Below are 13,369 nucleotides of genomic sequence, written 5' to 3' on the forward strand. Positions count from 1 at the left end.
GCCCAATTGCGACCATTGATTCCGCTGCCCCACACCGAAGCAGTTTCACGGTCGCAAGCGTCGTGCTCGTCGCCGCCCTTGCTGTCGCAGTGGGCGCTTTTCGACGGATACTCCTCCAGGGCCGACCCCGGCATCGCTCCATTCACCACGGCTAAAACTCGCCGCGAAGGTAGTGCACCGAGACCAGATTGACTGGCGTCGCAGCGCTATCAGTAGGTCGCGGTCAGCGCTGCCTCGCGTGTGAGGGCCGGGCCTTCGGGCAGGAGACTGAGGATGCTCCACGGAACGGTGTCCACGTGCAGTGCGCCGACGACGTCGAGGTTGTCCCTGGTATCCACCAGATGGCGCTGACCTGAAGCGGACACGACGTGGTAGCCGGCACCGGTGTCGACGCCGACAGCACCGGAGGCTAACCCGACGAAATGGGTCGCGGGGCTGTCACCGGACAGCTCGACCGATCCTGCGGTCAAGACATCCGAATCTGGGGCAACGAGTGCAACAGAGCCTGACTCCGTCACGCACACGGCCGATCCTTGTGGATCAACCCACTCCGGCGCTTTCTCCGGAACGGCGATATCTAGCGGGACTTGGGCATCCGGATACGCGGCAATCTGGGAGGGGGAAGAGGTTGAGGTGGGTGCGGCGGCGTCGATAAGCAACTGCTTCTGTAATTCCGAAACGGGCTGAATGCCGCCATGCTGTGTGACAGCCCATGCTTCGTCGGTGCCGTCGGCGAGCAACAGGCGCGGCAATGGGTGTGGCAGGCGGACCGGCGGAAGTTCGCGGATCGCGGACAGCACCGGCGCACTGATGTCTGCGCGGACGACCCGCGCGTCGATGCCCAGGGCGCGTCGGATCAGCCTGCCCTGTGCATCGCTGTCTGGCGGGAGTTTTGCGCGCCCCTCATTGGTGAGCATCCACTCGTTGCCGCCCTGAGTAACCGCGACAGCCTGCCCGTCGGCAAGCTGCTGCACCGGTTCCCCGGCGACAACCGTGACACGCTCCTCCCCCTCGCACGCCGACCACGCAGCATCCACCGCATCACCCGGCGCGAACATCGCCGGCGCCGTGGCGATACCCAACGGCACACCGCGCGGCATCTCGGTGAGTCGCTCCTCCCCCACGCGCTGCGGCTCCTCCGCACTGCCTGCGATCAGTCGCGCCGACGTCAGGTTCGTCACCGGGTGCACTACCTCCCCGACCCGCACGTACATCGCCCCGTCATTGGCCCGCAGAATCGCCGCCGCGCCCGGATCCGGTTTCGGCCGCAACCACGCGAACAGCCCCGATCCCGCCGCGATGAGCGCCACCGCGACCATCCCGAAGATCGCCGAACGACGCCGTGCCGCCAATGGATCATGAATCATCCGGATATCCCCGTAAATGAGCCCGTGCTCCACGCGCCGGCGCATGAAACGGTGCCCCGAAACCTGCGAACGCGTCGTCGGCAACAGCCTGCGCGCCTGCTTTGTCTCCCCCGAAACGGCATGAGTGTGCTGAGCCATGTGGACGCCCCCGTCGATTAGCAATGGCTTCTTTAAACGACGCTAAGCGCATGCGGGGCGGGCTTCAACCCGAAAATGCGCACTGAAGTGCGCAACGCTATTCGACGCCCGCGGCCGCCAGCTCCTCACTCGTCGGAGTCAGCTCAGGCAGCTCGGTGGAGCCGCCGTTGGCGACGGCGTCGCGCTGGAGTTCCTTGATCTCAGCTGGGGTGAGCTGCGCGTTGACGGCGAAGATGGTCACGCGACCGCGCTGGTAGACGGGCGTGACGCCGGGGGTGGTCCACAGGGCCTTGTCCACCTGCCAGTTTTTGGGCCCGGGCCAGAAGGTGTTGCCGGAGGAGACGATGAAGCGGACGCCCAGGTCGGCGGCGGCGTCGTCGGCGGGCGATTTCTCGTTCGGTCGGCCGCGTTCACCGGCGCCGAGTTGGCCGGCGCGGTCGGCGAGCAGGTTCGAGTCGACGCCCAGGCCGCCGTTGGGCCACAGGTAGTGGCGGGCGACTGTGGGCACGCCGTCGATGGCGTAGGCCCAGGAATACCCGTCGGTGGATTCGCCCATGACTAAGCCCTCGTGAGCCTCCGGGCGGGAGGCGAGCCAGGCGTAGGCCGTGAGCTGGTCGTCGTCGACCATGCGGTCGTTGAGGCGGGAGGCGTCGAAGGACATCTTCGCGCCGTCGACGGCGACGGTGGACGCCCAGGCGCCGGTGCCCCACCCGACGAGAACCGCGAGGATAGCGGAGGCAATCGACGTGCCCCACACCCACGGGCGGGTGCCGTAGCGGGCAGCGACGGGAGCGAGCGTGAACACGCGGATGATCATCGCGGCGCCGACAGCGGCACCGGCGATGACGGTCAGCGCCACGACCGTGATGATGCGGTGCGCGGAGTTGTAGTGCGGGGACCCGAGCAGGGTCAAAAGCGGTTCCCACAGTCCGTCGAACGGGTGCAGCGCATGCGCCGCGCTGGCCGTCATGAGCCCGTAGAAGACGGGCGCCCACACCTGCCCGCGCCAGACCACCATGGCGATCGCGCCGAAGCCGGCGAGCCACAGCAGGATGGTCGGGTCGAAGTCGGGGAAGAACTCGCCCACGTGGCGGGTGCTCATCTTGAACGCCTTCTCCCAGGCCTCCCCTGAAGTGACATTCTCGCTGGCGTCCCAGGTGTTCACCTCTTCGGCCTGAGTCTGGCCGGCGATGAGCTGCGGGAGGAACGCCACCGTCGCGCCGAGCGCCGGAATGGCCAGCCACAGGACATCGCTAACACGCGAGCGGTCCGGGCGCCACACCAGGTAGGTCAGCCAGTACAGCAGCACGGCGAGCACCACGACGAGCACCGCGGACGGGTGGACCTGCATCATGCCTAAGAACGCGAACAGCGTCGGCAGGGCCAGCGCGCGGTAGCGCGGCACCTGGTGGAACAACGCGATGACGATGCCGGACAGTCCGATCGCCACGATGTAGGGGCGCATGCCCACGAAATCCGGGATCCACACCAGCACCGGCGAGGCGTACACCGCGATGGCGGCCAGTCCCGCGGCGATCTGCGCGACCATGCCGCGGCCGCGCGCCATCGCCCACGCCAGACCAGCGGCGCCGGCGGTCAGGGCGAGACTCGGCAGCACGATCGACGCGAGGTTCACGGCTTCCACGGGGGCGAGGTCGCCCGCGCTGGCAAACAGCGCCGTCGCCGCGTGGAAAGCGGAAGGATAGAAAAGATCGATGTGCGTTTCGGGGTTCTGCAGCTCGCCCATCCGCGTGGGCGAGGCAATGCCTTCCTCCATGATGAAGCGCACCGCATTGACGTGCCACTGGATGTCCCAACCCTGGACAATATTGTCCAGCTGGCCGGGCACCTTCGACTGGAGTTCGAGCTGCTTGGCGATCAGCATCCACGCGCCAGCCACGACGCCGGCGCCGGGCAGCACCCACGACGGGTCGGCGATACTGCCGCGCCGCCAGTCGCCCGGCCACAGGGCACGCACCCAATTCTTCGCCGCGCGTTTTCTCGCCCGCCGCGCGAACGCGTAGCGCCACCCGGCCGCCAGACACAGCATGAGCACTAAGAAAACGATGAACGACGGCCACCCGAAGCGGATTCCCATCGCGCCGTACATCCAGCTGCCCAACCCGACGATGCCGAAGGTCGCGGGCAGCGACGACGCGGCCGCAGCGGGCAGTTTCGCGCCCGCGACCCACGCGAAGATCAGCCCCGGCAATGTGAATACAGCGATGGCCAACCACACGGCACCGACTGCATCCATGCGCTACCTCCCGGGGGCGACTCGTTCGGACAATTCCTGCCCAAGCAGTCTATTCCGTCGCCCGGGAAGACTCGGAGTGCACCTCCGAAGCGTCGCGCCGGTCGCGCGTCACTGCAGCGCGAGCTGCGAGTTCGTTATCTGCCGGGTAGTCGACGCCGAGGAGGGTCAACCCATTTGCGGGTGCCAAACTCACCGCGGCAGAGCGTTCCTTCTCCCCCAGCAAAGCCGCGGCCCACTCACCGTCGCGCTTGCCGGAGCCGACGTCGAGACACGTGGCCACCAGCGCGCGGACCATGTGCCAGCAGAACGCGTCGGCGACGATGACCGCCTCGTAGAGCTCGGGTTCCTCACCGGTGGACACGTCGCGCCACTCGAACGAGCGGACCTCCCGGATCGTGGTGGCGTGCGGCCGCGCTTTGCAGAACGCCGCGAAGTCGTGCAGCCCGACCACGGCATTCGCGAATTCTTGCGCCGCGTCCAGGTCCACCTTCTTCGGCCACACCGCGGTGTCCCTCACGCGCAGGGGCAGCGCGCCGCCGTCCGCGGTGGTCACCCGGTAGCGGTAGGTGCGCGTCAACGCCGAGAAACGCGCGTCGAAGCCGTCGGGCGCGGCGGACACTGCCGAAACGCGCACGTCGGGATCAAGCAATTTCGCTAATCGACGCACCAACCTCCCCGGATCCCCCTCAATCGACCTCTGGTCCAGTGACGACACCGGAATATCCGCATGCGCCACCTGCCCGGCGGCGTGGACTCCCGCGTCCGTCCGGCCGGCCACCGTCAGCTCCACCGGGTAGCGCAGGATCAGGCTCAGCGCGTCCTCCAGCACGCCCTGCACCGTGCGGAGCTCTTCCCCACCGGCAGGTTTCTGGCGCGCCCAACCGTGGAAGTCCGTGCCGTCGTAAGCGACATCGAACCGCAGGCGCACCATCTCTTCCGGATCGTCCGCACGGTCACCTACAACGTCGAAATCACTTTTTCCTGCGCCCATGCCCCCAACCATAAATGGCGCCACTAGATGCGTTTGAAATCGCTTCACAAAACCCCAGGTCGTATGTTTCCCTGCGGGGTTTCGTAGTTAGAACGGTACTTCTTCGCCCTCAGCGCCAGCCAGGGCGGCGGTCGCCGCCTCGCCTCCGCGACGGGCAGCGCGAGCAGCGGACTCCTTCTTGGAATCGATCAGCTGCACCGTGTCGATGCGCGCCACCAGCGGGTACTGCTTCACACCGTCCTTGTCGGTGTAGACGTCGGTCTTGAGCGAGTAGCTCACCGCGACGCGATCGCCGGAGCCGATGCAGCCGAACACACCGGGGTTCGCGGCGTCCTGGACGTAGCCGGTCAGCTCCACGATCTCGCTTTCCACCTTGCCGGTGGACTTGTTCTTGAAGGTGTTGCGCGCATAGACGCTGAGCTTCACCGTCGCGCCGCCGTTTGCGTGCTCGAACAGCTTGGGTGCGCGAGCTGCGTTGCCGACGATGGTGCCGTTGTTGAAGGGGTTGGACATGTTGGTTCTCCTTACGTGAGTGGGTGTGATTTGCCGTGCAATTTGGGTACTTAAGCAGCTGCTTTGCTGCTGCGGGGCGGTTGCGCTGTCGTTACAACACTGCCCAGGGCAGCGGTGTGCCTGCCGCCTCTAGGTCGCGCAGTTCTTGTGCTGCGCCCGGATCGGCGTCCTCGCCGTCGATGCCGTCGGCGAGCTGGTAGAGCAGTTCCAGGTCGGTGTGGGTGATGTCGCGCATCACGTGCCTCCTTGTTCGGATTGATGGTCAATCCGTCTGTTGGAGACAGCTCTGCTGTCTAAAGGTCACTCCCCTGCCTCGTTGCGGTGTCTGTCGTCGCAAGCCAAGGCCCCGCGAGAAAAAGAAACCCCGTTGCATTGCTACAACGGGGTGTGTGGTGCTACTCGGCAAACAAGATCGTGCGGGTCTTCTCAGCGCCCTCGCGGACAAGCTCGACCATCCGCTCGCCCTGGCCGATATCGGTCAGCTTCGCCACCAGCGACGGGAAGTTCTCGTCTGGCCCGATCTCGGTGGCTCGCTGCGCAGCCACGCCAGCTAGCCCCGGCTGGCCTGTGGCGTGAGCGAGCACGGCAACAGTGGCGGTGAGCTGCGAGCGCATGCCTGGCCAGCTGGTCGGGACAGCGCGCATAACTTTCTCTATGAACGCAAGGCCCGCCTGCGGGTCATCGAGCAGTGCGGCAAGCAGCGTGTCCCGCAAGCGCGGCGTGGTGAAGCATTTCAGCGCAGACCGAACAGCGCGAGCGCTCGGCTGGGTGATCCCTGCCGCCGCCTGCTCATACTCACGCTGCAGCACGTCTGCGAACATGGGCGGGATATACGCCAGCGCGTCTTCGATGATGTCGGCGTGCTCGGCAGCGTCGATGCCGTGGTCAGTGCTGTTCAACCGTGCCTCGATGTCGTCTTTGCTCGGCTCCGGCAGCTCGCCGGTGTGCTCTAGCATCTGCTGCAGCGCCGCTGATGCGGCGACCTCGCCGACAACACCGTGGCGCGGCTCGTCGATGAGCGGATGCTGGTACACAGACCACCAAGCAGCCCCAGTGACGATCTCGGGCACCTGCACCACCCCGAGCAGCGGCGGTAGCGGCGAGGCCCCGCTGGTGAGGTACGTGGCCGTCTCGTCGAAGACCGGCTGCGCAATGTCATCGCTGATCATGTACGCGATAACAGCGTCGAGTTCGAGGTGGTGGACCCACGCTGCGAACCGCTCGCGGCTCTCGGTGAGCTTCTCCACTGCTTCGTCCAGGTCGAACCGTGCGACCGGGCCGAGGCGGACGGTGTCGACGCCCTCGTCGTCGACGAAGAACGCGAGGATCAGCGAGTTGTTCGGGTAGAACCCGAGGATGCCGGGGAGGTTCGCGAGGATCTCGCCGTGGGATGCAAGCGTGTGAGAATGGGTGGACATGGCAGTGCTCCTTTGCACGAATACGGGGTGTATGTGGTCAATCCCGTATTCGGCCCGGCTCTGCCGGTCGCAGGCGTATCCCAGCAGTGCAGCACTCATGTGTGCCGAGCGTCGCTAGCGCAGCCTGATGCCTTCTCGCCGGGTGCGAGCGCTAGCGACGCAGCCTGTGCTTAAGCGTCGGCTTCGATGCGCTTGAGAGCGCGATAGATCGTCGGCCGCGAGACGTTAAAGGTGCGCGCTACAGCGCTGACGGACTTGCCGCCGTCGATAAGCTCCTTGGCCATCTGCGCCTGCTCAGCGCTGAGCTTCGGCTTGGGGCCGGCGACCCTGCCCTGTGCGCGGGCGTGCGCCACGCCCTCACGGGTGCGCTGGACAAGCAGGTCACGCTCCCACTCGGCAAGACTTGCCATGACGTTGATAACCACCTTGTCGGTGGGCTTCGACGTGTCCAGCGCTGGCTCCAACACCTTGACGTTGATGTCACGCTCGGCGAGGTCAGCGATGGTGTTCACGGTGTCCGCGAGGCTGCGGCCGAGCCTGTCCAAGCGCGTGACAACGAGCGTGTCGTCGGGGCGCATGTACGCCAGCGCGTCATCAAGACCAGGCCGTTGCCAGTTGGTGCCGGAGATGGTGTCTGAGTAGATGTGGTCCGGGTCGCAGCCAGCGTCGATCAGGGCGTCGCGCTGGGTGTCGAGTGACTGCCCCTGCTTCGAGGTGGAAACGCGGGCGTAACCGATGAGCATGGTTAGTCACCTGCTCCTATGCGTTACCTTTGGCACGGTTGTGGGACTTGCAGAGCAGCTCGCAGTTGCTTTCCTCGGTCTTGCCGCCCTTCGACCAGGCGGCGACGTGATCGGCGTCCATATCCTTGAGCGGCCAGATCTTCGCCTTGCCCCCCCTCGTGACCGAGGGCGCAATACGAGCAGTTCGAGACACCGTTCTTCTCGGCGGCGTCTGTCTGGCGCTTGTACACGCGCTTTTTGACGGCCTCAGTGAAGACACGCACGCTAAGCAGCCGCGTCTCTTTCTTGCCGCCGAGAAGGTACTCGTAGATACCCTTCTTCGACTGAACCTGCGAGTCGGAAAGCAACTCGCGTGCTTCGGCGGTCATCTCTGTTGCGTCGTAGCCCTTGTCGCCGTACTGCTCATAGAGCTTGTTCCATGCGATTCCACGCATGGAACTGTCCGTCATCTTGAACACGCTTGCGGCCCAGTCGATGACGGTGGTGAAGTACGTCTGCAGTTCATTGCAGTCGTCGTCATCGCGGTGCTTAGCCATGTAGTTGTCGATACTCACGCCGTCACGCTGAGCGATCCAGTCGAGGGCGACTTCAAGCACCTCCTGGCGGGCGGGTTCACCGCGCACGAAATTCGACCACTTCGACATCAGTCGCCAAGAAGTCTTCCGGTGGTGCATGCGCTACAACACCCGCAGACGGCACTCCTGGTGCAACGTTCTAGCCCCCAATGACTTCGAAGCACTCACATCAGCTACGCTGACCCAAGCAGCATAGCTAACCCCCGACGTGTCTACTTTCCGGGGGTCAGGCCCGTGCTCGACAACCCCAGCGGACTCAACGCCCACGCCAGCGTCGCGGACCATGCGGCCGGGTACCGGAAGGTGGCCAAGGCCGCGGGCATCGCGATTTAATCCCGCGCAGAGCCGGAGACTGTGACCTGGCGATCATTGATGCGCAAGGTGCTGTCAGCAGCAGCAATAACTGCGGCATCGTGCGTGGCGGCCAGAACGAGTGCGCCCCCGTCCGCAGCTCGCCGCAGGAGCGCGATAACTTGGTCGCGGTTAGTGGGGTCGAGGGAGGCGGTCGGCTCGTCAGCGAACACATAAGCCGCGCCGCGGAGCAGGGCTCGGGCGATCGCCAGCCGCTGCTGCTCGCCTCCGCTGAGAATAGCTGCCGGCCCGTCGAAGGGGACATCAAGACCGACTTCGCCGAGGGAGTGCAGCAATTCTTCTTTGGAGTATTGCTTCCTGGATAGCCCGAGGGTGAGGTTATCTTCGCAGCTTAGTTCGGGAATGATTCCGTGGTCTTGGTGGATTATCGCTGCGCGTTCTCGCCAGAACCTCCGCCTCCGCTTCATCCTCCACGCGGAGGCATTCTCACCGTCTATCCGGAGGAGGCCGTCCGCCGGCGGCAGGAGCCCGGCCAAGGTGTTGAGCAGCAAAGTCTTTCCGGAACCGCTGGCTCCACAGATGGCGACAAAGCCTGGCCCGGGTAGGGAAAACGTTGCATTTTCCACGAGGGACTTCTTCACCATCCGCGTGCTGCGCCCCACAGAAAAAGTCGACTCCGCGGCGAGACAGAGATGAGAGGTGGAAATCTCCGGCGGCAGAGTGGGGGACTGACTGGGGCTAGCCAATGACATTGTGACTCCTAGGGGAGGCGGACATGTGCTGAGAAATACTGAGACGGACAAAACCGAGGTAGACGATTAAGACAAGGCAGCTTAGCGCGGTGAAGGTGTAGAGGAACGGGTTGGGAAGCAGTAGCGGAGCCAGGACGGACAATATGACGACAACTGTCAGGCTGACCAGTTGGCTTTTGAATAGTCGCCACATCGTTTTGTCCGGTGATTGCCCAGCGCTGTGGAGGAGTACCAGGAGGCGACGGTGAACTCGGAGCTGGATGCGCGTCTGGACTATCAAGGCCGCAAGCGTGGCGAGCAAAGCTCCGAGGGCGCTCAGGATACTCAGCCAGAACAGCGCCGTGCTGGCTACTAGTTCGGCCAGACCGCGATCGGCGGCGCGTACCGGGTAGACGTAGCCTTCGAGGCCGGCAGCGGTAAGTTCTGGACCCAGTTCCGAGAAATCCGCGAAGAGCAAATTTTTACTCGAAGCTGTGGAGCTTAGGAAGTCTGCGTCGAAGCCGGATAGATCGTCCGTTTCAAGCACGTAAAAACAATCGCCGGGAACCAGTTCCCCCGACATTGTTCCACTAATGAATCCGACCGCATGATCGGCACTGACCGGACCAATTTGCGCAGATTTAAGGAGCAGGTCGCCGGATTCCTGAGCCCACAGATCCACGGAAGCTGCGAAATGCTCTTGGGCTGCGGAATAGTCGACCGAGTGGTTGTCGTCTCCGGGACGGAACTGATAATCCTGCAGATCGTGCCATTGGCGGTTGGCAAGTGCCACGGGGCAGGAGTCCGGCACACCGGTAGCTTCTTTCGGCAAAGTATGGCTGAGGACAGCCCCGTGCTCCCGTTCCCAGCTGAGCGCGAAGTCGCGGAAGTTCTGCTGCACACTGGGCGGCAAGAGCTCGCCTTCTTCCACGCGGCCAGCAGGGCCGTCGAAGTTGGCTGAAAAATGCAAGGCTCCAAACTCCGCGAGAGATTTCCAGGTCTGTTGGGCCTCGGATTCCTGCTGGTAGGAGCGGAGCGCAGCCGCTGAGCTAAGACCCGCTGCTACAAAGGTCACGCAGGTAAAGACCGAAATTACTTTCAGCGCTTTTCCCGCCGCCTTCTCTGCGGGGGCACGCTGCCCCAGCAGCGCTACTGCGCGGCGCAACAATGGGGCGGTGACGGCTACGGCCAAACCGGTGGTAGCCAGGGCCAAGCCTATCCCGGCGGCGTAGAACCTGAGGAACAGGAGGGCAAAAGAATAGCTCCCTTGGCGGGCGAGGAATGTACTCGCAAGGCCAATGAGAACTAGGTGCGGGAGGATGACAAAGGTCCATTGCCGCCAATTGCCTTTTTGACTGCGGTGCCCGCCATTTATTGTGCGCAGCGCTGCCAATCTAAGACCGGAAACCCGAAGAACAAATACCAGGGCAAAAAGGGAAACGACAAATAGAAACAGGATCGCCACCAACGCGGGCAGGCGGAATACGACCGATTGGATGAGGTGAAGGAACTGCGTCTTTTCGCTTAGCCTGAGCCCGTCATTCCTGGCCGATTCGTAGAAGTGGTTCGCATTGCCACCCGTTGCTTTGGGAACCAAGACGTAGTCACCGTGGTAATCCAGCGACCCAAGCTCACTGGCCGCTTGGCTCAAGGCATCCGGCCGGTTGAGCCGGGGAATGCGTTCCGGTGCTGGATAATTTTGCTCCAGCGGGATGAAAACCTCGTGGGAAGTCCCGCTTGCGTCATCGGTGCCAGTCAGCCGGTAGATGAAGTAGCCGTTCTGCTCGGCCAATGAAACCAGTGAGTTACGGATTACCGTCGGTGCGTAGTCTGACTCAAGTTCCTCCGCGAGTGAAGTCTTAGGCTCGACGTAGTCAAGACTAAAGGTTGATTCGACCCCTAAGGACAAGGGCTTGATGGAGTCAACCAGGGCTGTCAGCAGCCACCCAGTAGTCGCGATGACTGCAGCAAGAAGTAGGCTCAAAAGCCCAAGTACTAGGGGTCGAATGCGCATGAGTTCTAGCAGAAGTCGTAGTAGTAGCTGTCCTTAGTGCCCGGCAAATTCGTTGCCCAAAGCTCGGCGATCGACTTCTGGCCGCCGCGGGTGTTGATGCTTCGTTGCGTTCTGTCGTTGACGGTCACAGTCGAAGTATGGCACCGATTCACGGTGAAATAAGAACGCGCCTTAGCGTCCCAGAATCCGTACTCCCAGGTACCGCCACCTGCAGGGTAGCGAACTTTCCGGCCGACAGATGCCCAGTAGGTTGTGATGGCTGGTGCTGCCTCGCCGAGTAGCTCGGCCATCACACCGGAAGCAAAGCCTCCCTTGGCGCCGTGGTCTTGGAATTCTTCTGCGGAAGCAACGGCTGAGTTAGATACGGAAACGCTCAGAGCAGAGGCAATCAGCAGCGCTGCAAACTGCCGAGTGCGCTTTTTTGGGGGTCATAACAGTCTCCTTTGAGAGAGGAAATGAGGCGGGATTGCCTCAAAAGGGAGACTATCCTAAGTGAATACAAATGGGAATAGAACCAGTTTTCTAATTATATTGGTACTTTTCACAGGCCTTAGGCTCGGGAGGGCGTTGGTTGTCCTTGGTCCGCTATGTCTTGGATTCACCCCGTACGGAGTGGGGTTGCCCGCAACACGCCCTTTCGTCCTTGCTCTCTTCTGACGTCATCCTCGCCAACGTCAGCTGCGCGAAACTCCTGCCTAGTTTCGCACGCCGCAAGCGCACGGTGTCGTGCGCTTGCTTAGGCCGCCCCTAAGGCGCAGCACATGCGCGCGATTGTTGACGTGTCACACACTGCAACCTAGTTCCACACGATCTGCACCGATTCAGGGTTGAAGGTCTTGGTGCCGCGCACGCCACGGCGCAGGCGCACCTGGCACAGGGTGTTGATGACTCGACGCTGCACGGCAAGCTCTGCGTTGTCGAAGGCGTCCACGGGCGAGGCGTAGCCGGTTGTGTCGAGCAGCGCCGATGCGCCAGCAAGGCGGGCACGGCGCGTTTCGAGTTTCTCGATCTGCGGCTCATAACGGTTTCGCGCGCGCTTGAGGTCACGGGCCTCGATAAGCTCCTCGTCGTAGTCAGCCTGGACGCGGGCGAGCTTTGCGCGAAGCTCAGCGAGTTCGTCGTCGATGGCGTCGACCTCGTCGTCATCCGCAGTTGGCAACAGGTCTGCTAGGTCGTCACGGCCAAGGCGGGCGCGGATCACGGCGAGCACAAAATCATCGACGCTGTGAGTGCGCACTAAGCCACAGGCCGCGCAGCGGTAGCGGTCGGCATGCGTGTGCACGGGGTTGCCACACTCGTCGCAGACATACAGACCCGAACCGAGATGGCGGCGAGTGTTCCGGCGCTCCTTGTTTGTCAGCCGGTCGGGATCATCGAGCACGTTTTGCACACGCCACCACAAATCGGGTGTGACGATCGGCTCCCACTGCCCTTTCACCGGCTCGCCGGTATCGGGGTCGCGGACGATATGCGTGACACGGCGGTATTTGTTCTTCACGCCTTTGCGCTTGGCCTTCTTATAGGTGGAGTAACCGGCATACACGGGGTTGCGCAGGATCGAGTGCAACGACGTGTAAGCCCACGGCTGCGCGTCGGGAACCGACTTTTCTTCCTGGCCAGCAGCGCGACGGCGTGCGTTGCGCTCTGTGATCACGGTGTGCATATGGCGCGGCGTGGTCGGAATGTCCGGCAAGCCCGGTTGATCGACCCCAGATAAGGCGCGCGCAATGTCGCGCATGGAGTTGCCCCTCTCGACAGCGCGGAACATACCGAGCACGGCGGCGGCTTCGGATGGGATGATCTCGCCGGTGGAGGTGTAGCCGATCGGGCGCACACCGCCGGAGTACCAGCGGCCCTGCTCGGCGCGCTGCTGTTGCGCACGGGATTGGCGCATGCTTTTGCGTTCGATCTCGCCGCGCGCCACGGCTGCTTTGATACGCGCGTACATTCTGCCGCCGTCGGTGGCAAGGTCAGCATCACCGTTCGCGGTGACGAGTTTCAGCCCCTGCTCTTCCGCCCTGTCGATCCACTCTTCGAGCTGCGCGGGCTGTCGTGTGAGGCGGTCGAGGTCCCAGCAAATGATCGCGTCGATCTCGCCGCGCTCAAAGGACGCCACCATCGCGTCGTAGTCGGGACGGTCCACGTCCTTCTTTGATGCAGAGATCGATTGATCGACGTAGGTATGCACGACGTCCCAGCCGCGTTGCTCGGCGAGGGCTTCGCAGTCCTGACGCTGCCGGTCGATGGCGAGGCCGTCCATGGCAGCATCTAGCGAGATACGGAGGTAAATAGCAGCACGTGTAGTCATAC

General features: G+C 63.4%; 12 protein-coding genes and 1 pseudogene. 1 reads left to right on the plus strand and 12 read right to left on the minus strand.

Features of this window, described 5'->3' with window-relative positions; genetic code table 11:
- Positions 1 to 209: 209 nt before the first annotated feature.
- The 8 genes from eccB to OVO38_RS12450 all read right to left on the minus strand — a co-directional run bounded on the left by eccB (position 210) and on the right by OVO38_RS12450 (position 7,548).
- Positions 210 to 1,505 (minus strand): type VII secretion protein EccB, encoded by a 1,296-nt coding sequence (eccB, locus tag OVO38_RS02965; RefSeq protein ID WP_267207728.1) that lies wholly within the window; start codon positions 1,503 to 1,505, stop codon positions 210 to 212.
- 97 nt (positions 1,506 to 1,602) lie between these two features.
- Complete coding sequence (locus OVO38_RS02970) at positions 1,603 to 3,762, minus strand: DUF6541 family protein (RefSeq protein ID WP_070570997.1); 2,160 nt, start codon at positions 3,760 to 3,762, stop codon at positions 1,603 to 1,605.
- A gap of 49 nt (positions 3,763 to 3,811) precedes the next feature.
- Positions 3,812 to 4,693 carry a tRNA pseudouridine(38-40) synthase TruA gene (truA, locus tag OVO38_RS02975; protein WP_083279290.1) on the minus strand — a complete coding sequence of 294 codons (882 nt, stop codon included), beginning with the start codon at positions 4,691 to 4,693 and terminating at the stop codon, positions 3,812 to 3,814.
- 147 nt (positions 4,694 to 4,840) lie between these two features.
- Positions 4,841 to 5,266, minus strand: coding sequence for a single-stranded DNA-binding protein (locus OVO38_RS02980; protein ID WP_016456430.1), 426 nt, complete (start codon positions 5,264 to 5,266; stop codon positions 4,841 to 4,843).
- A 91-nt stretch (positions 5,267 to 5,357) separates the two neighbouring features.
- A complete protein-coding gene (locus OVO38_RS02985) occupies positions 5,358 to 5,501 on the minus strand; it encodes a hypothetical protein (protein ID WP_016456431.1) in 144 nt (47 codons plus the stop codon).
- A gap of 160 nt (positions 5,502 to 5,661) precedes the next feature.
- A complete protein-coding gene (locus tag OVO38_RS02990; RefSeq protein WP_049181628.1) occupies positions 5,662 to 6,684 on the minus strand; it encodes a DUF4192 domain-containing protein in 1,023 nt (340 codons plus the stop codon).
- A gap of 170 nt (positions 6,685 to 6,854) precedes the next feature.
- Positions 6,855 to 7,427, minus strand: a complete 573-nt coding sequence (locus OVO38_RS02995; protein WP_267207729.1) for a recombinase family protein — start codon at positions 7,425 to 7,427, stop codon at positions 6,855 to 6,857.
- A gap of 16 nt (positions 7,428 to 7,443) precedes the next feature.
- Entirely contained in the window at positions 7,444 to 7,548 is a 105-nt protein-coding gene (locus OVO38_RS12450) for an HNH endonuclease (protein ID WP_197697018.1), read from the minus strand.
- A gap of 527 nt (positions 7,549 to 8,075) precedes the next feature.
- Between OVO38_RS12450 and OVO38_RS03005 the strand changes: the two are divergent.
- Positions 8,076 to 8,198 (plus strand): annotated as a pseudogene (locus OVO38_RS03005) (IS3 family transposase); the annotation flags it as partial.
- 133 nt (positions 8,199 to 8,331) lie between these two features.
- Here the strand turns inward: OVO38_RS03005 and OVO38_RS03010 are convergent.
- The 4 genes from OVO38_RS03010 to OVO38_RS03025 form a co-directional block, all read right to left on the minus strand.
- Positions 8,332 to 9,066, minus strand: coding sequence for an ATP-binding cassette domain-containing protein (locus OVO38_RS03010; RefSeq protein WP_051904781.1), 735 nt, complete (start codon positions 9,064 to 9,066; stop codon positions 8,332 to 8,334).
- Positions 9,053 to 11,059 (minus strand): hypothetical protein, encoded by a 2,007-nt coding sequence (locus OVO38_RS03015; RefSeq protein ID WP_267207730.1) that lies wholly within the window; start codon positions 11,057 to 11,059, stop codon positions 9,053 to 9,055. Before OVO38_RS03015 ends, OVO38_RS03010 begins: the two co-directional genes overlap by 14 nt.
- 5 nt (positions 11,060 to 11,064) lie before the next feature.
- Positions 11,065 to 11,349, minus strand: coding sequence for a lactococcin 972 family bacteriocin (locus OVO38_RS03020; RefSeq protein ID WP_063938469.1), 285 nt, complete (start codon positions 11,347 to 11,349; stop codon positions 11,065 to 11,067).
- 506 nt (positions 11,350 to 11,855) lie between these two features.
- Positions 11,856 to 13,367, minus strand: a complete 1,512-nt coding sequence (locus OVO38_RS03025) for a recombinase family protein (protein WP_063938425.1) — start codon at positions 13,365 to 13,367, stop codon at positions 11,856 to 11,858.
- Positions 13,368 to 13,369: the final 2 nt, after the last annotated feature.

Source organism: Corynebacterium sp. Marseille-P8863, from assembly GCF_946902955.1.
Taxonomy (GTDB): domain Bacteria; phylum Actinomycetota; class Actinomycetes; order Mycobacteriales; family Mycobacteriaceae; genus Corynebacterium; species Corynebacterium gottingense.